This window comes from Acetobacter sp. AAB5 (genome assembly GCF_050106715.1).
Taxonomy (GTDB): domain Bacteria; phylum Pseudomonadota; class Alphaproteobacteria; order Acetobacterales; family Acetobacteraceae; genus Acetobacter; species Acetobacter oryzifermentans.
Map to the genome: position 1 here is coordinate 1 of NZ_JBNIEW010000017.1, position 24,643 is coordinate 24,643.

Consider the following 24,643-nt stretch of genomic DNA (forward strand, 5'->3'; position numbering starts at 1 on the left):
GAAACATCCCGCCAGCAGAAGCTGAGGCACGCTTTTATGCACAACAGAAATCACATGCATTAGCCGCTTAAATCAGATAAAAAACGTCTCCACAAAACCCGGGGCAATTCACTCTAGAGAATCTGCAAAATATCTATCATTACACATTAAGTATTTATTATTTACTTAGGTTATATTCTGTTTCATCTTTGAATGCATCAGTGTAAAGACAGTAATTGATGATCCTAATGCGAAAATTGATGCCACAAGAAGTGCTACGGCAAAACCATAAGAGAAAGCATGATGTGCATGCTGAATGGCGATTTCTTGATTGGAACCCTCTAAACCGGAAATAGCACTGGGTAGATCACCGGCAACGATGGCATCGGCGAAGTCTGATGGATGATGGCAACCAGTGCCACATCCAAAGGCGGCAACCCATTTCCTTACCATTGTTGCGAGTATGCCGCTAAGCATGGCAAAACCAAGCAAAATCCCGGAAAATCGTGAAGTCGTACTGATCCCTGACGCCATGCCAGATCGTTCTTTTGGCACAACACTCATGATAGCTTTTTGTGTTTCCCCATTGAGAAGGCCGCCCCCACTTCCAATGACGACCATGCCAGCCATAACAATGATCCATGATCCGACATATGCTCCCCATGCTGTTATTCCATTGCCAATGGCGACGCATGACAGACCACCGGCTAGAATACCGCTCGAAGAGATATGGCGTTCCAGAAGACGTCCAATATGTGGGAAAATCAACATTGCCAGGGCAAAAGGCAACATGGCGAAGCCGGCCTGAAGTGCTGAGCGGCCTAAGCCGTTTTGGAGAAATAGCGGAAGCATTGAGGCCATAACCTGAGCGGATGCTGCATAAGCAAACATCGCCCAGACAGCTCCCAGAAAACGGGGATTGGAGAATAGGCCAAGATCTAACATCGGACGTGATTGGGCACGTTCAGATGCTATGAAAATGCCTAAGGAGATACTTCCTCCAATAAAACCATTCAGGGCGTTCCATGAGGTCCAACCGCTTGCCTGACCGTTAATCATTCCCCACGTCAGACCGAACATGAATGCAGCGAAAAATATAATCCCGACCGGGTCCAGTCTTCGGGCATCAGTATCACGTGATTCTTTGACCAGAATAAAGACTGCGCCAGCAAGTAGGACGCAGATTGGAATATTGATATAAAACGCCCACCGCCAACCGAGCGCATAGGCAATAATACCACCAATAATAGGAGCAAGAACCATGGTAAGGCCCATGATACTTCCCCAAATGGCCCATGCGCGGTTCCGTTCATCTGGATTATGAAACGTATGTCCGATGATCGCTAAAGCAGGTGCTAACAAAAATGCAGCACTTACGCCCTGTAAAGCACGGGCCAGATATAGTGCTGTGGCAGATGGGGCGGCTCCGCAAAACAACGAGGTAAGGGCAAATGTCGTAATTCCAATCAGATAGATGCGACGGCGTCCATACCGATCTGCAATGGCTCCAGCGGGCAACAGGAGAGATGCGAAGCACAGAACATATGTGCTGATAACCCATTCAATATCCGCGAAACTTGCACGAAACTCGCGAGCAATGGTTGGCAGGATGATTGCCACCACATTGGTATCAAGCACAGTCAAGGCACAGCCAGTTGAAGCCGCCAGAAGGACAAATAACGGATTGGTTACGCGCGAGGATGTCATCGAGGTCCCCATCGCTTCACGATAGCATTAGAAGTTCCGATAATCAGTTCATCATGATTGGCTTGAAAGAGTTGTGTCATGGCGATGTTCCGTTGCAGAGCGCATTAGTCTGTAACGCTAGGTCATGCCTTGGTTCTCGTCATTGGTGGTTATTTTCGTTATTATTAGGTTTTGCCTAATAATGCGGGGAGGGGGATAGAGGAATGGAACTGAGACATCTCCGCTATTTTGTGGTCTTGGCGGAAGAACTTCATTTTACACGGGCGGCAGAACGGCTGAATATTTCCCCGCCCACTCTGACTGTGCAGATACAGGAAATTGAGCGCACATTATCAGCTCAACTTCTCAACCGAACAAAGCGTTCTGTGACGCTTACATCTGCGGGAGAGGTTTTCCTTTCCGAAGCACGGCGCGTGCTCAAACAATTTGCAACAGCGGAGAACGCCGGTCGTCGTGCTGGGCGCGGTGAATTGGGTCGGATAGAGATTGGTTATGTTGCGTCAGCTGCTTATACGGGGATACTGCAAGACCAGATGAACCAATTTACGCAGAATTATCCAGACGTGCTTTTAAAAGTACGTGAATTCCCCATGGATAAACTGCCTCAGTTGGTTGCGGACGGTGACGTAGATATCGGTTTTGTAAGGCTGCCTATGGCGATGCCACAGCTATTGAGTCACCATGTATTGATCCGCGATCACTTTTGCCTGGCACTTTCCGTGATTCCTGGTGTCGAAGAAAAGTCGGAAGGCCCGGTTACGCCGCACGAAATTGCCAACGCATCTTTTATATTGCCCGAGCAGGCTTTCGGCACATTTCAGGTCGCAAGTCGAGGTGGATTTACGCCCCGTATTGTTTCTACGCCAGGGAGCTTACTGGCTGTGTTGACACAGGTCTCAATTGGCAATGGTATTTCGGTTATTCCCAGTGCTTTACGAAGTGTCGTCAATTTGCCGGGCGTTGTTTTCCGCGATATTGTGGGAGAACCAATCGTTTCAGAAATTGCCGCCATTTTTCGCTCAGATGAGGTTGCACCAGCCGTACGTCATCTGATTTCTCAGATTCAAACAACAATAGCCTGAAGATTATCGGGATTTGGCATCCAGCCACGCACTGACTTTGTCGACGACATCATTTTCAATGCCAAAATACCCATGAGGTGTTAAGGAGCCACAATTCTTTTTTGATTTTGTTATTCCACCAGAAACCATGAACACGCGCACTTCAGGGCTTGCTGTCATGCCGGAAGCAATCTGTTGGGCGGCTTGAGGCGGTGCGACATCGCATCGATCATCTTGGTTGGCCACAATAAGAACAGGTACTGTCACTTTTTGCGGGGTTGCACTAAAAACAGTTTCCTTGCTGCCTCCCATGACTGATACAGATTCACTGAGCACGACACCTGCAATAGTTCCTGAAGCTGCATGCGCGGTACCGTTTACGGCAGCGATTGCGCCTTGGCTGGTTCCAAAAAGAAACACAGGCACTATTGCCTCTTCATGTGCAAAAGCAATGATACTTTGGATCAGTCCTGCATAGGTCGCGGAACTGCGCTGTCCTCTTAGATTAATATGATTGATTGTATCTGGAATAATGACTGCGTAGCCTTGTCTGTTCCATAGCCGGCGTGTTCTGACAACAAAGTTATGATCGTGTCGGATTACGCCATTTTTCCCAAGGCCAATATCACCAGAACCGCCAGGAAACATGATGATTGTTCCTCGGTGGGTTGCCGGGATGCAAAAGAGCACTCTTACGTAACCACCTCCTTTAAAAGGTATGCTGTAAACCTGTTCATTTATATCAGAACGTATGGTGCTGACAGAGTGTGACTGCTCAGGACGAGCATAAGCTGTCGTGCAAGGTATTATTAAAAAAATAATTGATACTAAAAAGACATATAAATATTCAAGCATTGCTCAGCCACAACGGAATAAGTTTCTTCATTTTTCTTACTTGTTCTAAAACAGATTTGCCACAAGGCAATAAAGTCTGAACTTGCGTGTTGTGCACAATGCTATGAGTTAAATCGTAGTAATGTGGAGACAATTGTTCTCACAGATAAGCGGCTGCGCTATGCATTGCATGGATTGTATGGGATGTAGTGCAATACAATCTTGTCGAATATATGGAAGCCGCCACGCATGTCAGCCTATCCTTATCTGGCTCACTGGAAAGAAGAAATCAGTCAAAGCCCGAATGCCATTTACCTGACACTTGCTGATGCCTTGGCTCTTTCCATCCGGAGAGGTGATTTGCGGGAAGGGGATAAACTTCCCCCGCAAAGAACGATTGCAGATTATCTTGGTACCAACCTGACAACTGTAACGCGTGCATTTACCGAGGCAAGGCGTCGTGGTCTCATTGATGCAACCGTAGGGCGGGGAACCTTTGTGCGCGTCGGTGCCGGTGAAAGCCATTGGCGCCATACCGGACCTGCGGTGGTTGATCTTACCATGAATCTGCCGCCTATTCCTCAGGATCCACCGCTCCAGCGTATTATTCAGAGTGATATCTCCGCTATCTTGAAGCAGCAGGATTTGAATAGTCTCATGTCCTACAGGGTAACTGGGGGCACTATTGAGGAGCGTCAGCTTGGCGCAAAATGGATAGCACCTGTTATCGGTCATCGGCGCATAGAAGAAGTTCTGGTTTCTCCCGGTGCGCAAAGCGCATTAGCAGCAATTGTCAGCACGCATACCCAACCAGGAGACGTGATTGTAACGGACCGTATTGCCTACCCAGGGATCCGAACCATTGCAGCGCAATTTGATCTTATTCTGGTTGGTGTAGACAGTGATGCTGAAGGCATGATGCCAGATCAGCTAGACCGAGTGTGTTCGCAACATCATCCACGACTACTCTACTGTATTCCCACCATTCATAATCCCACCACAGCGACAATGTCACTGCAAAGGCGCAAGGATATTCTCGCAGTGGCGCAGCGTCATCATTTGCACATTGCCGAAGACGATCCTTACAGCCTGTTGATGGATGAGCCACTGCCAGCGTTGGCAGCTCTGGATCATAGTCGGGTCAGTTATATTGCTACGCTTGCCAAAACATTGAGCCCAGGCCTGCGCACAGCCTACGTCGCCTTGCCGAATGCAGATATGACCCGGCGTGTGACAGCTGCCATTCGGGCGATCGCTCTGACAAATGCAGGTTTATTGAGCGCGCTTACTGCGCGGTGGATGCAAACGGGGCAAGCGGAAACGATTCTTCATGCCATCCGCAAAGAACTTCGCCTGCGGCAATCCATTGCGCGAAAGGTTTTAGGGGAAGGACACTGTTTAGGGGAAGGACACTGCATGAATCCGAACGGTCCACATGTCTGGCTGAAATTGCCTGATTGGTGGGGCAGTGCGGACTTTGTCGCTTATGCACGCCGACGTGGTCTTGCTCTGGTCCCCAGCACAGTTTTTACAATTAGTGGTGAGCCACCACAGCGCGCGCGCATCGCGCTTGGCAGCGCACCAGATGCAGCAAGTCTTGAAGAATCTTTAAATGGTGTGGTGTCCGTTCTTCAGCATAAGCGTTCTCCCGGTTTCGCCGATATTGTATGACATGGTTTTGGGTTTGGGACTCAACGGACTCATTTGATTTCGTTGAGTCTCGCCTGAATGTCCGAAAAACAAAAAAGTGCATCATTCACGAATGCGTGATTAAAAAATGACGATAAAACATATAGTTATGCGCGTCATTTGGAATTGTATGTCTTGAATATTATTTTTGTATGTTTCTGTATGCCTTTGTAAGACAATAAACTGTTAAACTTGTTTTATTTGTACTTATTTCTAAGTACATACAATATTTTGTCATTTGGTTATCCCGTGTCACGTTCACTTCGGCACAGCGGTCAGTTCCGGTTTCTGGCTGGAGATCGCATCACACGGGAGAGATATCATGCCAAAAGTCGAACATGCACCATATCAGGATGGTGATTGCTTCGTTAATTATGAAAACAAGGTTTTTGAAGACGTCAAAGCCAAACCAGGCGAAAAAGCTCTTATTACTTTTCATACCGTCGCCAATGAAGGTTCGGTTGGGTTTGTAAATCTGCTTCAGGCCACACGTCTAATCCGCAAAGGCTTTGAAACATCCGTTCTGCTGTACGGACCAGGTGTTACTCTTGGCGTGCAGCGCGGTTTCCCACGTCTGGGTGATGAAGCCTTTCCAGGGCACATGAACTGCAACAAGCAGATTGCAAAAATTATTGAAGAGGGCGGCAAAGTCTATGCCTGCCGTTTCGCGCTTCAGGCGCTCTACGGATACGGTGAGCAGAACCTGATCCCAGGCATCACGCCGATCAATCCGCAAGATGTGCTCGACATTATCCTCCTTGCGCGTCGTGACAACGCTTTCATCCTCAATACCTGGACTCTCTAAAGGCCAAAGGAAGGACCGCAAGCCATGTCACGTATCGTTCGCGCTGCTGCCATCCAGATCAGTCCCGTCCTCGGCGATGACGGTTTGGGGACAGCCCGGAAAGTCTGTCAGGCCATCCGTGAAGCCGCCGAAAAAGGTGTGAAGCTGGCGGTCTTTCCTGAAACCTTCGTGCCCTATTACCCCTATTTCTCGTTCATCCAGCCAGCTTTCCGTTTCGGCGGCGAACATCTGGAACTTTATGAACGCGCCGTCATCATTCCTGGTCCGGTGACGGACATGGTGGCCGAAACCGCACGTGATACCGGCATGGTCGTCGTGCTGGGCGTGAATGAGCGGGATTTTGGCACACTCTATAACACGCAGATCGTCTTCGACGCGACAGGTGAGATCCTTCTCAAACGTCGCAAGATCACCCCAACTTATCATGAGCGCATGATCTGGGGGCAGGGTGACGGGTCAGGGCTCAAAGTGGTGGAAAGTGCCGCTGGCCGCATCGGGGCATTGGCTTGCTGGGAGCATTACAATCCCTTGGCGCGCTACGCGCTGATGACCCAACATGAAGAAATCCACTGCGCCCAGTTTCCCGGTTCACTGGTGGGGCAGATCTTCGCCGATCAGATGGAAGTCACCATCCGTCATCACGCTCTGGAATCCGGCTGTTTCGTTGTGAATGCCACGGGTTGGCTGACGGAAGATCAGATCAAGGATATTGCGCGAGACCCTGCACTTGAAGGGCCGCTGCGAGGAGGCTGCTTTACCGCCATCGTCTCTCCCGAAGGTAAGCTTCTGGCCCCGCCTTTGACGGAAGGTGAGGGGATGGTGATTGCCGATCTTGATTTCGCTCTTATCACCAAGCGCAAGCGGATGATGGACTCTGTAGGGCATTATGCACGGCCTGAACTGCTTAGTCTGCTTCAGGATCGGCGGCCTGCCCGTACCGTTCATTACGTTGGTGAAGCCGATCCGGTTTCCACATCTACAGATGAGGCTGCGTCATGACCATTCCGACGCTCGGTACACTTTCTGGTCGCAAGCTCGTTACCGATCTCCAGTCCTTCGGACTGCAGATCGGCGAGCAGACTGGCGGCATTGCCCGCAAGGGAGGCGCTGGTCCTTCGGATCACAAGACGATCACCATTGCGGGCCAGACCGTCATGGTTCCGGTCTATACGTCTGGCGCGCAGCATTCACCGTTTCAGGCCAGCCCGCCAGACCAGCACGGGACGAGCATGCTGCTACGCGATGGGCGGGCAGTAGGTACGATCTATTTCCCGGCTGCCCCGCGCTTTTACGGGCTGAGCACGGCAGACGGTATTCCCTACTGGAAGATCGCGCTACTGCATGGCCGTGACACGCTGGCGACCACGGTGCACCAGACCTGCATCCGCTATGCCGACCGGCGCACATCCTGCCAGTTTTGCGCCATTGGCCAATCGCTGGAGGCGGACCGGACGATTGCTTACAAGACACCGGCGCAGCTTGCCGAAGTTGCCAAAGCTGCTGTGGAACTGGACGGCGTGCGCGACATGGTGCTGACGACCGGCACGCCCAATGTGGTTGATCGGGGTGCTGCCGTGCTGGCGGAGTCAGCCCGTGCCATCAAGGCGGCGGTGGATCTGCCGCTTCAGGTTCAGTGCGAGCCGCCACGTGATCACGGCTGGTTCCAGCGTTTGCGGGAAGCTGGAGCCGATAGTCTGGGTATGCATCTCGAAGCCGCCACGCAGGCAGTGCGTGAGAAGATCATGCCGGGCAAGGCCACGGTCAGCGTCGATCGCTACATGGACGCTTTCGCCAGCGCCGTGCCGATCTTCGGTCGTGGGCAGGTCAATACCTACATTCTGGCCGGTCTTGGCGACAGCCCCGAGGACATTCTGGCTCTCGCCGAGCGTCTGATTGCGCTGGGGGTCTATCCCTTCGTGGTGCCGTTTGTGCCCATTTCCGGCACCCCACTGGAAAATCATGTCCCGCCTTCAGCCGAGTTTATGAAATCCGTGCTGGCACCGCTTGGGCGGATGCTCCGGGAAGCGAACATGAAATCCACCGATATCCGGGCCGGGTGTGGACGTTGTGGCGCCTGTTCCTCGCTTTCGGCGTACGAACAATGAGCACGATCCTCGAAGGTATGGAAGACCGGCCGTTCATTCCGACGGAATATGTTGTGCGCCTTGCCCGCACGCCATGGGAGCGTGCCGGTTATCATGCGCTCCGCCGTGAAGTGTTCTGCAGTGAACAGCATGTTTTTGCAGAGGATGACCGCGACGCGATTGATGAGGACGCCATTCCCATCATTGCCGCCTGCTGCATGGCGGGGATGCCGGACCGGATCGTGGGGGCAGTGCGCATTCACGAAGCAGAGCCCGGTGTGTGGCGCGGTTCCCGGTTGGCCGTGCATGCTGATCACCGCAAGCTGGGGCGGATCGGGGCGGAACTCATCCGCATGGCCGTCAGTACGGCACACGGTCTGGGGGCTACACGGTTTTTGGCCCAGGTGCAGGAACAGAATGTGCTGTTCTTTCGTCGCTTGCACTGGAAAAGTCTCAGCGTCATTACGCTGCATGGCCTGCCGCATCACGACATGGAGGCTGATCTGTCACGCTATCCGGCGCACGGTCTCGATCAGACCTGGCTGCTGCGTCCGCAACCCCGGATACGACAGGTGGCATGATGGCACATGAGCTCACCACACTCCTGCGCACGCTTCGTATGGGGCGCTCTCTTGCGGCTAAGCAGGATATTGCAGAAGTTAGCGCGATTTTAGGGACAGGTGCCAAAGCTGTCCGTCTTGGCGATGACTGCGCCGCGATCCCGGATAGCGATGGCTATCTCCTGCTGGCCAGCGAGGGCTTTCAGGACAGCTTTGTCCGCTCAATGCCGTGGTTTGCCGGGTATTGCGGCGCGATGGTCAATGTCAGCGACATCGCTGCGATGGGCGGCCGTCCCGTGGCGGTGGTGGATGCGTTGTGGAGCGATACGTCCGAGGCGGCCGCGTCCATCCTGACGGGTCTCCATGACGGTGCGAACACCTACGGTGTGCCGGTTGTTGGTGGACACACCAACATGCGCAGTACCCATAATTCGCTCTCAGTGGCAATCCTTGGTCGTGCCCGTCATCTGCTAACCAGCTTCGACGCCCAACCGGGCGAGGTGCTGATCGTTGCCATTGATCTGCGCGGTCGCTGGCACGATCCGCACCCGTTCTGGGATGCCAGTTCCGGGCTATGCGGCACAGAGGGAGCGGCCCGGTTGCGTGGGGACATCGAACTTCTGCCCACTATTGCCGAAGATGGCCTGAGCCGTGCTGCCAAGGACATCAGCATGGCCGGTCTGCTGGGGACCGCTCTCATGCTGGCCGAATGTTCAGGCATCGGCATGACCATTACGCTCGATGACATTCCACGGCCTGAGGATGCTCCGATGGAGCGCTGGCTGTCTGCATTCCCAAGCTACGGATACCTGCTGACGGCGCGTCCCAAAGATGCCCACGCGATCATAGCCCGGTTTTGTGGACGTGGCATTGCTGCTTCTGTCATCGGGCGGTGTGAGAGCACGCAGCGGCTGGATGTCATATGGGCGGACGAGAAAGAAACCTTCTGGGATCTCGCCCGGTCCTCACTCATGGGATTTGCGCCATGAGTCTGTCCATTGGCATTCTGACCCATTCGACCAATCCGCGTGGCGGCGTGGTGCACGGCATGGCGCTAGCGGAAACTCTGTGTGACGCGGGCCACGATGCAACGCTGATCGCACCGGACGTGACAGGATCGGGTTTCTTCCGCAAACCCCGTTGCGCAACCTGGTGCATCCCAGCCGCGTCTGTAACTGATCTGCCGACACTGGTGGAGCGTCGTATTGGCGAAATCAGAGACGCATTGCGCGGACAGCATTTTGACGTGCTGCATGCGCAGGACCCGATCAGCGCCAATGCTTTGGCCGATCTGGTGCGGGAAGGGCGGATACCGGGCTTTGCCCGCACGGTCCACCATCTTGACCATTTCACGCACCCGGTCCTTGCCGCGCGGCAGGAACGGGGGATCAGGGCGGCGGCCGAACTGTTTACCGTCAGCACAATGTGGGAAGATGTCCTGCGCAACGACCATGGCCGCGAAGCTCCGGTCGTGGGCAACGGGGTTGATCCCGTGCGCTTTTCACCCGTAGCAACCGCGCACGATGCCGCGTTGCGAGCGCGGTATCATCTGCCTGCCGGTCAGCACCTGATCCTGTCCGTGGGCGGGATCGAGCAGCGCAAGAACACGCTGCACTTGCTCGACGCATTTCTGGCCCTTCGTTGCGAACAGCCTGATGTGCATCTGATTGTGGCAGGCGGGGCCTCGCTGCTGGATCATTCTGCCTACCGCACCCGATTCATGGAGCGTCTGCGCGAAAGCGGTGCGGCCGATCATGTCACCATCACCGGGCCAGTTGCTGATGAAGACATGCCTTCATTCTACCGGCAGGCGGACGTGTTGGCCTATCCATCCGTAACCGAGGGGTTCGGACTGTGCCCGCTGGAAGCCCTGGCTTGTGGAATCCCCGTGGTGGTGCCAGCCGCGCTACCTTTCACGGAACATTTTTCGGCAACGGATGCGCTGTGGTGCCAACCGGCGCACCCCGACACCTTGTTCATGGCGTTGCGCGACGCCCTGCGCGTCGAAAGCCGTGACCATTTCCGGCTCAGCGGCCCCGCAACAGCCCGCCGTTTCGACTGGGACAGCGTCGCCAGTCGGCATCTCCCCGCATATCGGCGTCTCGCGGCATTACAGCACGCTGACGTCCCGGCTTCAGGAGTTTTGTCACCATGCCCGAAATGACCTTTCGCGTGCGTTGGCCCGATGGGAACGAGACCGACTGTTACTCCCCATCGCTGGTCATAAGGGACCACTTCACACCCGGTCAGGATTATCCGGTCCGGGAGTTTCTTGAAAAGGCGGATACGGCTCTGACCCAGGCGAGCGAACGGGTTCGTGCCCGTTACGGCTTTCCGTGCAGTCGCGCCCTTGGCCAGCTGCACGTCATTCAGCAGAGCAGTGCGCCTTTCCTTAATCGACCCGATGCGCAGGTGCGCGTCCTGTCTTTCAGATACTGAGACGAAAAGAACGACCATGACACAGAACGAAAAAAGCATTCCTGTTATCATCGTGGGCGGCGGACAGGCTGGGCTCTCCCTGAGCTGGTATCTCTGTCGCGAAAAAGTGGATCATATCGTTTTTGAATCCAAGACCGCCTGTCACTCATGGGACGATGAGCGCTGGGACAACTTCTGCCTGGTCACACCGAATTGGCAATGTGAACTTCCCGGCCACCCATACAAGGGAAAAGATCCACACGGCTTCATGGTGAAGCAGGAAATCATTGAATACGTCAAAGGCTTTGTTAACTCGTTCAATCCCCCGCTGCGTGAACACACAGCCGTCACCTCCATCACACGTCATGAGGCCGGTGGCTATCGTGTGGTGGCGGGCGGTGAGACCTGGCACACAAAGCATGTGGTCATCGCCTCGGGAGCGTACCAGGATGCGGTGATCCCCGGATATGCGAGTGCTATCGATCCATCAATCTTTCAGGTTCACTCGCAGGATTACCGCAATGCGGCCCAGTTGCCTGAAGGGGCTGTCCTGGTCGTGGGCAGCGGTCAGTCCGGTGCACAGATCGTCGAGGACCTGTTCCTTGAAAAACGCAAGGTCCATCTGTGTGTCGGCTCCGCCCCGCGTGTCTCACGCTTTTACCGTGGCCGTGACGTTGTGGACTGGCTGGCGGATATGCACTTCTATGATCTGACGGTGGATAATCACCCCTTACGGGAAGGGGCGCGGGATAAGACCAACCATTATGTCACCGGCCGCAATGGGGGGCATGACCTTGATCTGCGTCTTTTTGCAAAAGAAGGGGTAGGATTGCATGGTACGCTTGAGACAATCCGTGATGAGGTTGCGCATTTTCTTCCAGATCTAAAGCAACATCTCGACGATGCGGACAAGACCAATGCAGACATCAAGAAATCCATTGATGCCTATATTGCTCGCGAAAACATCAATGCACCGACGGAAGCGCCTTACGTACCTGTCTGGCAGCCTGATGGAAGCAACACGCCGCTCGATCTGAAGGCCGCTGGAATCACATCGATCGTCTGGTGCATCGGCTTCCGTCCGAACTACCGCTGGATCGATGTGCCCGTCTTCAACGGTGCTAACAAGCCGGTCTGGCATCGGGGCGTGACGGATGCGCCGGGCTTTTATTTTCTTGGTCTGCCATGGCTGCATACATGGGGCTCCGGGCGGTTTTCCGGCATTTCCCGTGATGCTGCGTGGCTGGCCAGCCAGATCACCGGCAAAGACGTGCCCATAGCCTGATCGGAGTATGCGCCATGCTTCCATGGACAACTTATGAAGCGATGTATGATGCGGCACTGAACCAGCCAGAGGAATTCTGGCTCAGTGCGGCGCAGCGTATCACATGGAAGCAGGAGCCTGCGATGGCCTGCCGGGAGCGAACAGACGGTTGGCATGACTGGTTCCCTGACGGCACGCTCAATACCTGCCACAATGCCGTAGACCGGCATGTGGAGAATGGTCGCGGTGAGCAGGTAGCGTTGATCTGGCATTCTTGCGCCACCAAGGAACAGCAGGTCGTGACCTATCGCGAACTGCAGGACAGGGTGGCCGGATTTGCCGGCGGCCTACGCCTGCTCGGAGTGGAGAAAGGCGACTGCGTTCTGATTGCCATGCCGACCATGATCGAGACAGCCATAGCTATGTTGGCATGTGCGCGGATAGGGGCTGTGCATGTTGTGGTTTTTGCCGGTTATGCCGGACCGGAGTTGGCACGACGGATTGATGATGTGGCTCCGAAAGTCATTATCATTGCCAGTTGCAGCTTTCAGGGACAGACGCCCATTCCGTCTGCCCCTGCTCTGAATGATGCACTTGCTTTGGCAGCGTACCTGCCACAGGCTTGCGTGATTGTGCAACGCGCAGCATGTCGGACATCATTGATGCCATTGCGGGATCATGATTTCCATACGCTGGAACAGTCCACGTCTGTAGAGGCCGTCGTGCTACGCTCCGAAGATCCACTCTATATTCTTCACACATCTGGCACGACGGGGCACGCAAAAGGCATTGTGCGTGATAATGGCGGCCATGCTGTGGCTCTCGCCTTGTCCATGGACGTGATCTACGGCTGCGAACCCGGTGATACCTTCTTTACTACATCGGACCTTGGCTGGGTTGTTGGTCATTCCTATGGTGTTTATGCGCCGCTGATCAGCGGCTGTACCAGCGTCATCGTCGAAGGCGGTGCATCTGCGTCCGCCATTCGCACGCTCTGTCATGAGCATGGAGTGAAATGCCTGTTTACCACGCCCACTCAGATGCGTCTCATGCGACAGGAGAGCCGTCATCTGTCAGAGGTGATCCTGCCCGCTCTTGCCCGTGTTTTCGTAGCTGGAGAGTATGCGGATCCGACGTTGCTGGAGTGGGCTCGATCCTACTTTCGCACACCTGTGGTCAATCACTGGTGGCAAACGGAAACGGGATGGAGCATCACCGCGCATTTCTTCGGTCTACCCGAACGTGAGCCAGTTTCTCTCATGAATGACATCGGGCGGCCTGCGCCGGGATTTCGTCCGGCCATCGTGCCCTCCATACCCGGTGAGCAGTGCGGGGAGATCGTTCTTTCGCTGCCGTTACCGCCTGGGTGTCTCGCTGGAATATGGAAGAATGGGGCTATCCGTGTTCCGTCCGCTTATCTTGATGAAACGCGCAGGTATTACCGCACCTTCGATGAAGGCATGATTCAGGCCAACCGCGCAGTTCATATGCTCGGACGTTCCGATGATGTCATCAAGGTTGCAGGAAGGCGGATTTCCGGCGTGCAGATCGAAAAGATCATCGCCACCCATCCTGCCGTTCACGCGTGTGCCGTGGTCGCAATTCCAGATGAACTGAGAGGGCAGCGACCTATCGCTTATGTCGTTCCTGATTCCGAGGCGGAATGTATGCCTTCTTCCGAGGAAATCGTTGCGCGGATCAACGAAGTCCTCGGGCGTTGGGTTGGTCTGAAAGAAGTCCGCTTCGTCGGGCGATTGCCAACCACCGTATCCGGAAAAATTACGCGAAAACGCTTGCTGGTGTCCTAATGGTACCAACATGGCCTTCTGTGTAAGGGGTGACCAGATCTTAGATGGCCTGACCACCGGAGACTTCAATCCGTTGTGCATTCACCCAGCGATTGTCCTCGGAGAGCAGCGATGCGATCATGGGGCCGATATCGTCTGGCAGTCCTGGACGTCCAAGCGCGGTTACTTCCGCGATGTGGTGAGCAATCTCGGGGTTATCGCGTACCATACCTCCTGAGAAATCTGTCTGAATTGCACCTGGCGCTACTGTGTTAACAGCAATGCGGCGCGGTCCGAGTTCCTTGGCCATGTAATGCGTCATGACTTCCACGGCGCCTTTCATAGCAGCGTACGCAATCCAGCCAGGATAGGCAAAGCGTGTCAGTCCAGATGAGATGTTCACGATCCGGCCACCGTTCGCGATCAGCGGCAAAAGTGTCTGCGTCAGGAAAAATGGACCCTTGGCATGTATGCGGTAGGCAGCATCGAAATCTTCTTCTGTCACCTCGCCGAATAGCCCGCTATGGGACGTACCTGCCATGTTGACCAGATAATTGAAACGTTCGCTTCCCCATACGCGCAGCACGCGCCGGACTTCGTCGGCAAAGGCAGGAAAGGCGTGCGTATCTCCAGTATCGAGTTGCAGAGCGACTGCACGGGCTCCGCTGTGCTGGACACTTTTGACCACTTCATCAGCTGCGGATTTGTTGGTGTGATAGGTAAAGAGAGATGAGACGCCGCGTTGGGCGAGAGCTTCAACGGTTGCGCGGCCCAGTCCACGGCTTCCGCCCGTGACAATGGCAATGGTGTGTGCTTCTGGCATGGATATCTCCATCTGTTGAGAAACCTATCTTGGCCATAACGATGTCTGTTCGATAAGATCACTCTTTCCGTCAGCATTGTTTTGCTCCATGAAACAATCCTATGGACAGGTTTGCGACACTTAATCTCTTTTTGCGCATTGTTGATCGTGGCAGTTTCACTGCCGCCGCTGCGGACTGCGGTATTTCGCGTCCGGTAGCGACTGCAGCGATCAAAAGATTGGAACAAAGACTTGGCACGCGGTTGCTACATCGCTCAACACGTCATGTTCGACCTACCGAGGAAGGCGCTACCTACTATCGCCGGTGTGTGGCGATCCTGGCGGATCTTGAGGATGCAGATCGTGGCGCGAGTGGTGCTGTAGCAGGTCTGTTGCGGGCCCATGTGATTGGGCGTCTGGCGCGGATGATCCTGCTACCAGCGCTTCCAGATTTTATGACAAGGCATCCGGCATTGACCGTTCATCTCGGTGAGGGCGAACGGTTTGTTGATTTGGTGCGCGAAGGGGTGGACTGCGTTGTACGGGCTGGAAGCCTGTCGGACAGCGACATGATCGTCCGGCCTCTCGGCGTGATGGAGGAGGTGACGCTCGCCAGCCCAACCTATCTGGCGCGGCACGGAATGCCTGCCTCTCCTGACGATCTCGAGGGGCATCAGATGATCGGCTTCGTATCCTCACGTACCGGCCAGCCCCTGCCATTGGAGTTTACGCGCGGAGAGGATGTGATTGAGAGGTCACTCCCTGCACGTTTGTTGGTCGGGGGCGTGGATACCTATGCCGAAGCAGCCAGGCTCGGTTTTGGCATCGTGCAGGTTCCACGCTATGGATTTGCCGATGATCTTGCAAATGGCACCTTGATCGAGGTTCTCCCTGATTTCCCTCGGTAATCCCCCCATTTTTAGTGGGGCATTGAATGAGAATTCAGGCAGCTGTTTTTAGTTTCTGGGCGGGGGTTAGCCCGCTGTTCCCCATGTTGGGTCTGTCATGGTTATATGTCCAGAGCCATTGTGTTGCGACCTCCTGTACGTCCTGAATGCTTTCAAACAAATACTGCTCCAGCCATTCCTGCCGGACAGTTCTGTTGTAGCGTTCAATATAGGCGTTCTGCTGCGGATTACCCGGTTGCGTATAGATCAGGGTAATCCCCTGTTTTTCGGCCCATGAAACCAACGTATGACTGACATATTCAGGGCCATTATCCATTCGGATGGCTTCTGGCCTGCCACGCCACTCCATAACCTGTTCCAGACAGCGGACAACCCGACAGGCTGGCAGGGAAAAATCACCCTCGATCGCCAGTCCTTCACGATTGAAGTCATCCAGAATGTTCAGGAGCCGAAAAGCACGTCCATCCATCAGCCTGTCCGCCATAAAATCCATGGACCAGACCCTGTTGGGAAGGGCCGGAACCGACAGCTTTTCAGGCTTTTCGCGAACCAGACGCCTGCGGGGTTTAATCCGCAGGTTGAACTCCAGTTCCCGATAGATCCGATAAACCCGCTTATGATTCCAGAGCTGTCCCTGCACATTGCGCAGATACAGGAAACACAGACCAAATCCCCATCTCCTGTGAGCCTGGGTCAGTCCCACCAGAAGAGCGGCAATCCTGTCGTTCTCCGCTGCCAGTCGCGGACGATAGCGAAAGCAGGTCTCGGATATCCCAAAAATCCGACAGGCCAGCGCAATGCTGACCCCATGATGCGCCACAGCCTGTGCGGCCAGTTCCCGGCGCTGGGCTGGCCGCTTCATTTTTTTCCCAGGGCTTCCTTCAGGATATCCGTCTGCATGCTCAGATCCGCATACATGCGCTTCAGCCGACGGTTCTCCTCTTCCAGAGCCTTCATCTGACTGATCATCGAAGCATCCATGCCGCCATATTTCGCGCGCCACCGGTAAAACGTGGCGTTGCTGATCCCATGCTCCCGGCACAGGTCAGGAACCGGGACACCGCCCTCAGCCTGGCGGATCACACCCATGATCTGGGCGTCAGTAAAGCGATCACTCTTCATCAGAATCTCCTCAATTCTTACGCTGAGAAAATTCTCATTCAAAAATCACTCTTTTTATGGGGGGATTACCCTACTTCGTCGAACCAAACCTTTCTGGTCGCGCGGCAACCCGGCCTGAGACCTATCGGTCCTTCGGTCTCCGGTTTCCCATGAAAAAGCGAAGCGACACAAAAGAGCAATTTAAACGCAGGGTTTCCGGCCAGCAGGAGAAAGACACCCCCGGTGTACAACAGGAAGGCGCTTACTGGCTGCTTGGTTCGAATGCAACGCAAGCCGGGTCTCTTCATTGCGACCTCTGGCGCGGGCGGGCGATTGACCTCGCCTTGCATGATGCTATTGGGGTCTATCCTGTTACCGGCTGGTGGAAAACTCATCCCGGTCAGAAGAGGTTCAATGACAAGGGGCGTTATGCTTTGGTTGTTTCAATTTCCGCACCTGGACATAATGTCGATATGCATGCTGAGATTAGTGCCATCGTTGCCGCCAAGATAGCCTCGATGGTCACTTCGTAACCATTGGCTTGAGAAGTATGGTGGATTGCTTCTGAAGTTTCTTTGCGCATTGTCCTTTAAGTGCCGAGTATTTTGCCGTCTGTGAACGCCTCTTTTCTGCCGTTTCCGCAACCGATCAGGTTTCTCGAATGCAGACATCAGCATCGACCATCTTTCGCTTCATTTGTACCAACAGCTGTGATACATATGTGCATACACGCAAGGAGGCTTTGTATGTCTGCTGTTACATTCCGGGTAGATGAAACGCTGAAGGCAGCCGCAGTTAAGAAGTTGTCGGCTCAAGGCATTTCACTTTCTGACGCACTGCGCGATACGCTCGCGTATATTGCTGAAACGGGTCGCTCTCCCGTCAAGCGGAGGCTTGTCACAGACGAGGATGCGGAGCTTATCGAGATTGTGCGCGAACGCCTAAAAAACCCTGCCCAAAAGCATCGTATGACTTTTGCAGAGCTTAAGAACCGTCATCGCGAATGAAAGAGTATTGTCTTGAATTCGACGACAGAGCACTCAGAGAGTGGGATGCTCTTGACGGCAGCGTGCGTAAGAAATTTGAAAAGAAGCTGGAAAAGCTGATCTGGAACCCTCACTCTCCAGGAAACGAACTGCATCGCGACCTATCAGGGTTTTATAAGATCAAGCTTCTGAAAGATGGTTACCGCCTTGTTTATCAGGTCATCGACGAACGGATCGTCATCTATGTAATTGCCGTTGGCCGGAGAGCCGATAATGAGATTTATGAACTGGCTTCGAAGCGAACGGAGTGAATTTACTTTCTTGGTAGAAAGTCAGCTCCCGCCTCATGTCGGTCATACAGTTGGTCAAATCGCTTTCCGTATAGCAGACATGACCATTACAAATTCCACTTGCCATCGAGGTGGCTATAAAGATGTCGGCAGCGTCGAGAGAGCGATCGGAGATAGTCGCATGCTTCACTACCTAAATTCTTAAAATGGATGAAGCAGATTTTTCAGCGGGCGATATCCGCATCATACAGGCGATGGCTGACTTCCAAATGGCCCTCAGCGCGCTCGACTTCGTTTCAGAGGTCAGTCCTGATGAACCGATTTCGCGGATCGAGCGTCGGCGCCTACGATGCTTTGAGGACGCCGCTGTCGTCGCATACTGGCGACCATTTTCCTACTCAAATGGGCTGCCAAAGCTCACGCTGGAGACGTTGGGCATCACGGCTACCACCGAGCAGTTGACCCTCCACGAGCGGCTGAAGGAGAGGCGTAACAAAGTCATTGCTCACACGGATGTCGATCGTATGCGCCTTGTGCTCAGCACATTCAGAGTGTCTGAAGATTCAGAAATCATGATGCCTCAATATAATTTCGACGATGCGCTAGAATTCTACCCGAACCTAGATACATTAATCATGTGGATACGCATCCTACATCAGGCCGCTACCAGAGCGATTTTCAAGCGCGTGCAAGGGCGGCGAGAGATTCATTTCAAGCGCGACCACACCGACCAAGGTTAGCCGAAGGCCCCTCTCTCACCGCTTTTGCAGACCGGCGGCTTTCGCGTAACGATGCCCCAAAGCCGACCTTCAGTTTACCCCCCAAACCAGCCCGTAGCGCTCCAGCAGATCGTCAATCTCCGTTCCGTGCGTCAGATGCCGGATCAGCCCCGACGCCGGTACCTTCTCTCCGTCCCGCAGTTCCGCTGCCGCCTGTAGCAGCATCCGGACATCGAAAATGCCGCCCGACACTTCCGGCACAGCCCGCCTGACGCCACACAGCGTATAGACCGCCTCCATCGCCGTGCGGACGGAATATTCCGTGGTGAAGACCGTATCGCGTGGCGTTTCGGTGAACTGCCCCAGAAAGGCCAGGTTGACGCTTCCATCCGGCACCACGTTCGGCCGGTCCGCCGGTGCGCGCGGCATGAACTGCGCCGTGATGAACGGCATCATGCACGGACGCGTCGTCGCCCCTGTCGCTGCCATATCGTCGATCTGGTCCATCGGCACGCCCATATGGAACAGCCACTCACGGGTGATTTCCTCCCCCGTGCAGTCCTGCATGGGCTTTTTCACGTAATCACCCGGCACGTCACTGAACAGACCATAGAGCCAGGCCACCACCTGACTTTCGGGCTGCCCTTTGAAATGGGGCTGACGGCTGACCACCCAGCTCATCAGCCAGGATGAATCGGCAATCGTGACCGGGCCACCCGTGATGATTTTCCCAGAAAACGGATCACGCCCCGTAATCCGCTTTACAAGCTCAGGAATCCGCGCATCCCGGGTCGTAACGGTTGCCGACAGCCAGCGGGATTTTGTTGTATCGCCACAGAAAACATCCGGGTTGCCGAATGCGGAATCCTGCGCTGCGATATTCCGCCAGAGCTGCCAGATGCTCCCCTCTTCGATAGCCGTGTCAATCGGCGCAGGTGTATGATGGTCGCCCCAGCGCGAATTCTCCACCATGGAACCGTTGGTCACGAACACCAGTTCCTCTGGCCCAAGATCAACACCGGCGGACGCGCCATTGTCCAGCCAGTCGAGATGGGTCGCAACTTTCTTTCCGCCAGAAACATCAACAGCAACATTTGTCACCTTCACGCCATGACGGAACACGACGCCCTGATCGGCAAGCCATGTGGCCAGTGGTTGGCTCAGGGATTCCTGTTGGTTGTATCTGGTGAACTTCAGCGTATGCAGATCCTTCAGTCCGAGAATCTGATGCACGAACCGTGCGAGGTAACGCTTCATCTCAATAGCGCTGTGCCAGGTCTCGAACGCAAACATCGACCGCCAGAACAGCCAGAAGTTCGAAGCCATGAAATCGCCGGACAGCACATCCGCGATCGTCTTTCCCGCCAGTTCGTCCTCATCGGTCAGAATGAGGGTAATGATCTCGCGTCGCGCCTTTCCCGTGAGCGTCAGCCTGTCACGATCAGCGAGGGGCTGCCCTTGATTACACATGGCGCGGATCGGACTGGTGGATGGATCGGCCTGATTGACCTGCCAGACCTCATCCAGCACCGATGCGCCGGGAATTTCCAGAGACGGAATGGAACGGTACAGATCCCACAGACACTGGAACTGCTCTTCCATCTCCCGACCGCCGCGGATCAGCCAGCCGGTCTCCGCATTCCCCGCTCCGTCCAGCGCGCCGCCGTCGCTGTCCGAGGCTTCAAGAATGGTGATGGCTGAAGGCGTCATGCCTGCATCCCGGATCAGGAACGCCGCCGCCGCCATGCCCGCCAGTCCTCCGCCCACGATCCACGCTGACCATCCTGCCATATCCTGTGGCGCAGGGGGTTGGACAAAAGCCTCATAATTGCTGTGGGCATATCTCATGGCGCGTGTCCTTTTCCGGAAAAGGGCCGATGGCGGGCGGCATTGCTATTCATACGACCCCCAATGACCCGATCTGTCCTTGCGATGTATCAAGTGCTGTAAACAGGAATACCTCTCCCCGCAAGAGGGGACCGGTGCCGGTTTATGCTCCACCACAGGCTCATGCGACAGCGCGCCCGGCAGGGAAAGGCAGGCCAGAAGCCCCGCCAGAACCAGAAGAAACAGACCGGACCACCAGCCATACAGAAAGGCGCCGGCCACGCCGCCCAGCGTGAAGGACAGCACGATGGCGGCATGCAGACCCAGGCGTTCGCGCGTACCGGTCCGTCGGGCCGGGTCAACCGGATGGAAAAACCCTTCCAGCCAGTCCGCCAGTTCCAGCCCCACATCGGTGAGCATTCCTGTCATATGGGTGGTGCGGACACGCGCCCCGGAAATGCGTGTGACCGTGGCGTTCTGGAGCCCCATGAGGAAACTCAGCCCGTAGGCCAGCACCGGATCCCGTGGCTGGGCCGAAAACAGAAAATCCACAGCCCCCAGAAGCCCAAGCAGGCAGGCTTCCAGCAGAATGCTCCGTGCGTAGATCGACGGCAGGTTGTGGCGACGGCCCGCATTGACCAGCAGCGCGGACAGCACCGCGCCGGCGACGAAGGCCAGTATCAGACCGCAGCAGGACAGGACCAGTTCCATGCGCCCTTCATGCAGGCCACTCGCCAGTGCGGAGACATTGCCTGTCATATTGGCCGAATAATAGCCTACGGCCAGAACCCCGGCAGCGTTCACTGCACCGGCGATGGCCGCCAGCGTACAGCCCAGACGCCTGTCGATGCTGGCGTTGCGCTCCGAGCCCTCGTGAACAAGCACCTGTGCCTCCCGTCGTGACTGACCGCATGAGGGGGGACTCCGTGTTTATCGGTTTCCCCGGACAGCGATCTTTTTTATGAGCGGGATGGTAACAGCCCGCCCTCTTTCGACAAAGCGTCCTGTTTTCAATTTCTTAGGACGATATCTTCCCGGATTGTGAATTGCCACAGATGTGGCGCGATACGCTGCTCCGAAAGATGAATGTTGACTCCCCACACCAATAAAGAACAAATAAGGAACATAAAATCAGGAAATTTGCCTGCACAAGGAACACCGAGCCGTGACATGACTGCTGAAACCCAGAAAAAACCTGGCCTGGAGACGCTTCGGGCGGCGATCAGCCGTCTCGAAGGTCACAGCGACCGGCGCCGCAAGGTGCTGCCCTTTGGCGTACGCGAGATCGACAGTCGTCTGCCGGGAGGCGGTCTGGCGCTGGGCGCGCTGCACGAGGTGGCGGGCGGCGGCAACGATGCGCTGCACAGTGCGGCCGCCGGTCAGTTCTGCGCCGGGATCGCGGCCCGCACGCGCGGTAAGGTGCTCTGGATCGTCACCCGTCAGGATGTGTTCGCCCCTTCCCTGAAACAGGTCGGGCTATCCGCACGGCGGACCATTTTTGTCGAGGCAGGCTCGGACGTCGATGTGCTGGCCTGTTTCGAGGAGGGGCTGCGGCATGGTGGCCTCGGGGCCGTGGTCGCCGAGGTGGCGCGTCTGTCCATGACGGCCTCACGTCGCCTGCAACTGGCGGCCGAAACGTCCGGCTCTCTTGGCATCGCCATCCGACGCTGGCGACGGCAGACGGATGCGGCGGATTTCGGCCAGCCCACTGCCAGTGTGACCCGCTGGCGGGTCTCCGTCCTGCCATCCGTGCCGCTGCCGGTACCCGGCGTGGGAAGACCACGCTGGTTGCTGGAACTCATCTGGACTTGTAACGGTTTTGTGCCGGTCAGGAAGTGCTTATGCCACTCTTGCTTCAAAAGCGAGTGGGCTGATACCGCCCAGATATGAATGGCGTCGACGTGGATTGTAGAAACCATTGATATACTGGAAGATGGCGGTGGTAGCCTGACGGCGGGTTGGCCAGTTCTGTCTCCAGAGCCACTCCGCCTTCAGGCTTTTGAAAAATGTTTCGACGGCAGCGTTGTCAAAACAGTTTCCCTTTCCGGACATTGAAGCCAGCAGCCCATGGGCCAGCAGCTTTTTCTGGAAATCATGGGAGCCATACTGGCTGCCACGATCGGAGTGGAAAATGCAGCCGGGCGCCGGGTTACGCAGCCTTACCGCCATATCCAAGGCACGGATGGCCAGATCCTTTTTCATTCGATCGCTCGCGGCCCACCCGATTACGCGACGACTGAACAGATCGATGACGACAGCGAGGTAGAGCCAGCCCTCGGCAGTCCAGATATAACTGATATCTCCCGCCCATTTCCGGTTGGGGCCTTCAGCAAGGAAATTACCGTCCAGAAGGTTGGCCGCAATGTCAGACTGGTGGTGGCTGTCGGTCGTCATCTTGTGGCGACGGGTGCGCACGGGCCGGATCCCGTTGGCCTTCATGAGGCGGCCAACGCGACGTTCCCCGACATCAAGTCCGGCTTCCCTGAGTTCCATGGTCATGCGCGGCCGTCCGTAGGACCCGTTGCTCAGGGCAAAATGCTCACGGATATGCGTCAGCACCTTCAGATCGGTACGTTGGCGCTGGCAGGCCGGTCGGGATGTCCAGGCCCGGTACCCCCGTGCAGAGACCCGCAAGACCTGGCACAGCCTCTCGATTGGCCATTCATGCCGATGTCCGTGGATGAAGGCGAACCTCATGGCTTTTGTCTCGCGAAGAACTGGGTAGCTTTTTTTAGGATTTCCCTCTCCTCCCGTAAAATCCGGTTCTCCAGGCGAAGACGTTCATTCTCGCGGGCCAGATCAGCCTGAGGCCCTGATGCCGGCTCGTCCGGACGATAATTCACTATCCATTTCGCCAGAGTGGATTTGCCAATACCCAGATCGGCCGCAACACGCGTGCGTGACAACCCACTGCTCAACGCAATCCTTACGGCCTCGCGCTTGAAATCTTCCGTATGCTTCATGGTTCCGTCGGTCTCCTGATACGAGCTTAAAACGCTCAGATGACCGGCACAAAACCGTTACAAGTCCATTCTCGTGCTGGGCCAGAACGACAAGCAGGGAATGTTTAAATTCAAGGGCAATAATGACGGTAAAGATCGCACCAAAAATTTCCTGAAAGATCTCCTGCTTGATGGGATCGATCCCGATGTCAACGATCAGATGCCAGACCGCGCTGATCAGATGAACTGTCGCTATGGCAGTGACAAGCATGATGAGGGCAATCAGTATCAGAATAATGGCCTGTTCAAAGCGTTCATAGAATGTCAGACCATTAAACAGCCTGACCAGACGCGACCAATCCCTGCTGTGCCAGGAACGTTTCATGGAGATTTCTTCCATAACCGTTTTCCCATCAGATAATTGATATAGTTTTAAGTGTTTGGCTTTTCTTTCAATAATCTTGAGCGTCCTCACTCAGGACATGAACCGGACCACGATCGCTTATTGACTATTTGAGTTACCTCTCTTTTTCTTACGAGAAGAGACTACGCTAACGGCTAATGTCGACTTCAGATGCAGATAAATTACCTGTTGATCCTGACAAGGAGAAACTCGCCGAACCTCTGGATCCGGCTGATATGGGCACCGATTTCCATGCAGTCCCATGTGCTCTCCTAAGGGGTTGACTACCCCTCAAGCCGCACTTTCTCTCAGGAAACGATAATGATGGCTCTATCATTCCCAATGAATTCGATACAAAATCGTAATTATTCCAATATTGTCGGAGCGCTACGAGGTTAAGCAAATGGATTATGCTCGACATCTCCCTTTCCCTCTATCTTGAATACAATATTCCGAAACACGGGGCCTTTTATGGAA

Annotated in this window: 25 protein-coding genes; 17 read left to right on the forward strand and 8 right to left on the reverse strand. The window is 55.0% G+C overall.

The features are described from left to right. Window positions 1-165 precede the first annotated feature (165 nt). A complete protein-coding gene (locus ACP7IZ_RS12550) occupies window positions 166-1,686 on the reverse strand; it encodes an MFS transporter (protein WP_063354997.1) in 1,521 nt (506 codons plus the stop codon). Window positions 1,687-1,889: 203 nt separating this feature from the next. Between ACP7IZ_RS12550 and ACP7IZ_RS12555 the strand changes: the two genes are divergently transcribed. Next, window positions 1,890-2,768 carry a LysR substrate-binding domain-containing protein gene (locus tag ACP7IZ_RS12555; RefSeq protein ID WP_012813226.1) on the forward strand — a complete coding sequence of 293 codons (879 nt, stop codon included), beginning with the start codon at window positions 1,890-1,892 and terminating at the stop codon, window positions 2,766-2,768. 3 nt (window positions 2,769-2,771) lie between these two features. On the opposite strand, the gene ACP7IZ_RS12560 is transcribed toward ACP7IZ_RS12555, so the two are convergent. Next, on the reverse strand, window positions 2,772-3,395 hold the full coding sequence (locus tag ACP7IZ_RS12560; protein ID WP_082823246.1) for an alpha/beta hydrolase: 624 nt from the start codon (window positions 3,393-3,395) through the stop codon (window positions 2,772-2,774). Window positions 3,396-3,830: 435 nt separating this feature from the next. Here ACP7IZ_RS12560 and ACP7IZ_RS12565 point away from each other — a divergent pair, with 435 nt between their 5' ends. The 10 genes from ACP7IZ_RS12565 (at window position 3,831) to ACP7IZ_RS12610 (ending at window position 14,209) form a co-directional block, all read left to right on the forward strand. Continuing rightward, window positions 3,831-5,252 carry a PLP-dependent aminotransferase family protein gene (locus tag ACP7IZ_RS12565; RefSeq protein WP_063354999.1) on the forward strand — a complete coding sequence of 474 codons (1,422 nt, stop codon included), beginning with the start codon at window positions 3,831-3,833 and terminating at the stop codon, window positions 5,250-5,252. A 340-nt stretch (window positions 5,253-5,592) separates the two neighbouring features. Continuing rightward, on the forward strand, window positions 5,593-6,075 hold the full coding sequence (locus ACP7IZ_RS12570; protein ID WP_045543339.1) for an MSMEG_0572/Sll0783 family nitrogen starvation response protein: 483 nt from the start codon (window positions 5,593-5,595) through the stop codon (window positions 6,073-6,075). 24 nt (window positions 6,076-6,099) lie between these two features. After that, window positions 6,100-7,074 carry a Nit6803 family nitrilase gene (locus tag ACP7IZ_RS12575; protein ID WP_063355000.1) on the forward strand — a complete coding sequence of 325 codons (975 nt, stop codon included), beginning with the start codon at window positions 6,100-6,102 and terminating at the stop codon, window positions 7,072-7,074. Beyond that, window positions 7,071-8,180 (forward strand): MSMEG_0568 family radical SAM protein, encoded by a 1,110-nt coding sequence (locus ACP7IZ_RS12580; protein WP_012813221.1) that lies wholly within the window; start codon window positions 7,071-7,073, stop codon window positions 8,178-8,180. Before ACP7IZ_RS12575 ends, ACP7IZ_RS12580 begins: the two co-directional genes overlap by 4 nt. Beyond that, on the forward strand, window positions 8,177-8,740 hold the full coding sequence (locus ACP7IZ_RS12585) for an MSMEG_0567/Sll0786 family nitrogen starvation N-acetyltransferase (protein ID WP_063355002.1): 564 nt from the start codon (window positions 8,177-8,179) through the stop codon (window positions 8,738-8,740). Before ACP7IZ_RS12580 ends, ACP7IZ_RS12585 begins: the two co-directional genes overlap by 4 nt. Beyond that, window positions 8,737-9,708: a sll0787 family AIR synthase-like protein gene (locus tag ACP7IZ_RS12590; protein WP_193561004.1), complete on the forward strand. Its 972-nt coding sequence runs from the start codon at window positions 8,737-8,739 to the stop codon at window positions 9,706-9,708. The genes ACP7IZ_RS12585 and ACP7IZ_RS12590 overlap by 4 nt, the downstream gene beginning before the upstream one ends. Beyond that, window positions 9,705-10,883, forward strand: coding sequence for an MSMEG_0565 family glycosyltransferase (locus ACP7IZ_RS12595; RefSeq protein ID WP_063355003.1), 1,179 nt, complete (start codon window positions 9,705-9,707; stop codon window positions 10,881-10,883). Before ACP7IZ_RS12590 ends, ACP7IZ_RS12595 begins: the two co-directional genes overlap by 4 nt. Next, window positions 10,871-11,158 (forward strand): MSMEG_0570 family nitrogen starvation response protein, encoded by a 288-nt coding sequence (locus tag ACP7IZ_RS12600; protein ID WP_020936672.1) that lies wholly within the window; start codon window positions 10,871-10,873, stop codon window positions 11,156-11,158. Before ACP7IZ_RS12595 ends, ACP7IZ_RS12600 begins: the two co-directional genes overlap by 13 nt. Before the next feature lie 16 nt (window positions 11,159-11,174). Next, on the forward strand, window positions 11,175-12,422 hold the full coding sequence (locus ACP7IZ_RS12605; protein ID WP_035366434.1) for an MSMEG_0569 family flavin-dependent oxidoreductase: 1,248 nt from the start codon (window positions 11,175-11,177) through the stop codon (window positions 12,420-12,422). Between the two features lie 14 nt (window positions 12,423-12,436). Beyond that, entirely contained in the window at window positions 12,437-14,209 is a 1,773-nt protein-coding gene (locus ACP7IZ_RS12610; protein ID WP_063355004.1) for an AMP-binding protein, read from the forward strand. Between the two features lie 40 nt (window positions 14,210-14,249). On the opposite strand, the gene ACP7IZ_RS12615 is transcribed toward ACP7IZ_RS12610, so the two are convergent. Continuing rightward, the gene (locus ACP7IZ_RS12615) at window positions 14,250-15,011 is read right to left on the reverse strand and encodes an SDR family NAD(P)-dependent oxidoreductase (RefSeq protein WP_063355005.1); all 762 of its coding nucleotides are present in this window, start codon (window positions 15,009-15,011) and stop codon (window positions 14,250-14,252) included. 101 nt (window positions 15,012-15,112) lie between these two features. Between ACP7IZ_RS12615 and ACP7IZ_RS12620 the strand changes: the two genes are divergently transcribed. Then, on the forward strand, window positions 15,113-15,898 hold the full coding sequence (locus ACP7IZ_RS12620; protein WP_006116390.1) for a LysR family transcriptional regulator: 786 nt from the start codon (window positions 15,113-15,115) through the stop codon (window positions 15,896-15,898). A gap of 34 nt (window positions 15,899-15,932) precedes the next feature. Here ACP7IZ_RS12620 and ACP7IZ_RS12625 read toward each other — a convergent pair. Then, a protein-coding gene (locus ACP7IZ_RS12625; RefSeq protein ID WP_114012474.1) for an IS3 family transposase occupies window positions 15,933-17,020 on the reverse strand; the annotation gives its coding sequence in 2 pieces (ribosomal slippage) (window positions 15,933-16,759 and window positions 16,759-17,020; 1,089 coding nt in all). Window positions 17,021-17,169: 149 nt separating this feature from the next. Here ACP7IZ_RS12625 and ACP7IZ_RS12630 point away from each other — a divergent pair. From ACP7IZ_RS12630 to ACP7IZ_RS12645, 4 genes are all read left to right on the forward strand, one after another. Then, on the forward strand, window positions 17,170-17,532 hold the full coding sequence (locus ACP7IZ_RS12630) for a hypothetical protein (protein WP_012813198.1): 363 nt from the start codon (window positions 17,170-17,172) through the stop codon (window positions 17,530-17,532). A gap of 213 nt (window positions 17,533-17,745) precedes the next feature. After that, window positions 17,746-18,006, forward strand: a complete 261-nt coding sequence (locus tag ACP7IZ_RS12635) for a type II toxin-antitoxin system RelB/DinJ family antitoxin (RefSeq protein ID WP_003618686.1) — start codon at window positions 17,746-17,748, stop codon at window positions 18,004-18,006. After that, window positions 18,003-18,296: a type II toxin-antitoxin system RelE family toxin gene (locus ACP7IZ_RS12640; protein ID WP_003618711.1), complete on the forward strand. Its 294-nt coding sequence runs from the start codon at window positions 18,003-18,005 to the stop codon at window positions 18,294-18,296. Before ACP7IZ_RS12635 ends, ACP7IZ_RS12640 begins: the two co-directional genes overlap by 4 nt. A gap of 185 nt (window positions 18,297-18,481) precedes the next feature. Then, a complete protein-coding gene (locus ACP7IZ_RS12645) occupies window positions 18,482-19,015 on the forward strand; it encodes a hypothetical protein (RefSeq protein WP_006117365.1) in 534 nt (177 codons plus the stop codon). 69 nt (window positions 19,016-19,084) lie between these two features. Here the strand turns inward: ACP7IZ_RS12645 and ACP7IZ_RS12650 are convergent, their stop codons facing one another. Beyond that, window positions 19,085-20,842: an oleate hydratase gene (locus ACP7IZ_RS12650; protein WP_006117366.1), complete on the reverse strand. Its 1,758-nt coding sequence runs from the start codon at window positions 20,840-20,842 to the stop codon at window positions 19,085-19,087. Window positions 20,843-20,887: 45 nt separating this feature from the next. Next, the gene (locus ACP7IZ_RS12655) at window positions 20,888-21,706 is read right to left on the reverse strand and encodes a YoaK family protein (RefSeq protein WP_006117367.1); all 819 of its coding nucleotides are present in this window, start codon (window positions 21,704-21,706) and stop codon (window positions 20,888-20,890) included. A gap of 285 nt (window positions 21,707-21,991) precedes the next feature. Here ACP7IZ_RS12655 and ACP7IZ_RS12660 point away from each other — a divergent pair, with 285 nt between their 5' ends. Beyond that, window positions 21,992-22,711 carry an ImuA family protein gene (locus ACP7IZ_RS12660; protein WP_245191578.1) on the forward strand — a complete coding sequence of 240 codons (720 nt, stop codon included), beginning with the start codon at window positions 21,992-21,994 and terminating at the stop codon, window positions 22,709-22,711. Here the strand turns inward: ACP7IZ_RS12660 and ACP7IZ_RS12665 are convergent. Together ACP7IZ_RS12665 and ACP7IZ_RS12670 are read right to left on the reverse strand one after the other, a co-directional pair. Continuing rightward, window positions 22,661-23,739 (reverse strand): IS3 family transposase gene (locus tag ACP7IZ_RS12665; RefSeq protein WP_245191579.1). Its coding sequence is split into 2 segments (ribosomal slippage): window positions 22,661-23,556 and window positions 23,556-23,739, totalling 1,080 coding nucleotides; the frame shifts between segments, so codons are not numbered across the junction. The two genes, ACP7IZ_RS12660 and ACP7IZ_RS12665, sit on opposite strands and share 51 nt — an antisense overlap. Continuing rightward, window positions 23,621-24,163 carry a phosphate-starvation-inducible PsiE family protein gene (locus ACP7IZ_RS12670; protein ID WP_342446845.1) on the reverse strand — a complete coding sequence of 181 codons (543 nt, stop codon included), beginning with the start codon at window positions 24,161-24,163 and terminating at the stop codon, window positions 23,621-23,623. The genes ACP7IZ_RS12665 and ACP7IZ_RS12670 overlap by 119 nt, the downstream gene beginning before the upstream one ends. Window positions 24,164-24,643: the final 480 nt, after the last annotated feature.

Excerpts from the sequence above, each read along its gene's own strand:
- ACP7IZ_RS12550 (WP_063354997.1), bottom strand. The coding sequence starts at position 1,686 with ATGACATCCTCGCGCGTAACCAATCCGTTATTTGTCCTTCTGGCGGCT.
- ACP7IZ_RS12555 (WP_012813226.1), top strand. The coding sequence starts at position 1,890 with ATGGAACTGAGACATCTCCGCTATTTTGTGGTCTTGGCGGAAGAACTT.
- ACP7IZ_RS12560 (WP_082823246.1), bottom strand. The coding sequence starts at position 3,395 with ATGTTTCCTGGCGGTTCTGGTGATATTGGCCTTGGGAAAAATGGCGTA.
- ACP7IZ_RS12565 (WP_063354999.1), top strand. The coding sequence starts at position 3,831 with ATGTCAGCCTATCCTTATCTGGCTCACTGGAAAGAAGAAATCAGTCAA.
- ACP7IZ_RS12570 (WP_045543339.1), top strand. The coding sequence starts at position 5,593 with ATGCCAAAAGTCGAACATGCACCATATCAGGATGGTGATTGCTTCGTT.
- ACP7IZ_RS12575 (WP_063355000.1), top strand. The coding sequence starts at position 6,100 with ATGTCACGTATCGTTCGCGCTGCTGCCATCCAGATCAGTCCCGTCCTC.
- ACP7IZ_RS12580 (WP_012813221.1), top strand. The coding sequence starts at position 7,071 with ATGACCATTCCGACGCTCGGTACACTTTCTGGTCGCAAGCTCGTTACC.
- ACP7IZ_RS12585 (WP_063355002.1), top strand. The coding sequence starts at position 8,177 with ATGAGCACGATCCTCGAAGGTATGGAAGACCGGCCGTTCATTCCGACG.
- ACP7IZ_RS12590 (WP_193561004.1), top strand. The coding sequence starts at position 8,737 with ATGATGGCACATGAGCTCACCACACTCCTGCGCACGCTTCGTATGGGG.
- ACP7IZ_RS12595 (WP_063355003.1), top strand. The coding sequence starts at position 9,705 with ATGAGTCTGTCCATTGGCATTCTGACCCATTCGACCAATCCGCGTGGC.
- ACP7IZ_RS12600 (WP_020936672.1), top strand. The coding sequence starts at position 10,871 with ATGCCCGAAATGACCTTTCGCGTGCGTTGGCCCGATGGGAACGAGACC.
- ACP7IZ_RS12605 (WP_035366434.1), top strand. The coding sequence starts at position 11,175 with ATGACACAGAACGAAAAAAGCATTCCTGTTATCATCGTGGGCGGCGGA.
- ACP7IZ_RS12610 (WP_063355004.1), top strand. The coding sequence starts at position 12,437 with ATGCTTCCATGGACAACTTATGAAGCGATGTATGATGCGGCACTGAAC.
- ACP7IZ_RS12615 (WP_063355005.1), bottom strand. The coding sequence starts at position 15,011 with ATGCCAGAAGCACACACCATTGCCATTGTCACGGGCGGAAGCCGTGGA.
- ACP7IZ_RS12620 (WP_006116390.1), top strand. The coding sequence starts at position 15,113 with ATGGACAGGTTTGCGACACTTAATCTCTTTTTGCGCATTGTTGATCGT.
- ACP7IZ_RS12630 (WP_012813198.1), top strand. The coding sequence starts at position 17,170 with ATGAAAAAGCGAAGCGACACAAAAGAGCAATTTAAACGCAGGGTTTCC.
- ACP7IZ_RS12635 (WP_003618686.1), top strand. The coding sequence starts at position 17,746 with ATGTCTGCTGTTACATTCCGGGTAGATGAAACGCTGAAGGCAGCCGCA.
- ACP7IZ_RS12640 (WP_003618711.1), top strand. The coding sequence starts at position 18,003 with ATGAAAGAGTATTGTCTTGAATTCGACGACAGAGCACTCAGAGAGTGG.
- ACP7IZ_RS12645 (WP_006117365.1), top strand. The coding sequence starts at position 18,482 with ATGGATGAAGCAGATTTTTCAGCGGGCGATATCCGCATCATACAGGCG.
- ACP7IZ_RS12650 (WP_006117366.1), bottom strand. The coding sequence starts at position 20,842 with ATGAGATATGCCCACAGCAATTATGAGGCTTTTGTCCAACCCCCTGCG.
- ACP7IZ_RS12660 (WP_245191578.1), top strand. The coding sequence starts at position 21,992 with ATGACTGCTGAAACCCAGAAAAAACCTGGCCTGGAGACGCTTCGGGCG.
- ACP7IZ_RS12670 (WP_342446845.1), bottom strand. The coding sequence starts at position 24,163 with ATGGAAGAAATCTCCATGAAACGTTCCTGGCACAGCAGGGATTGGTCG.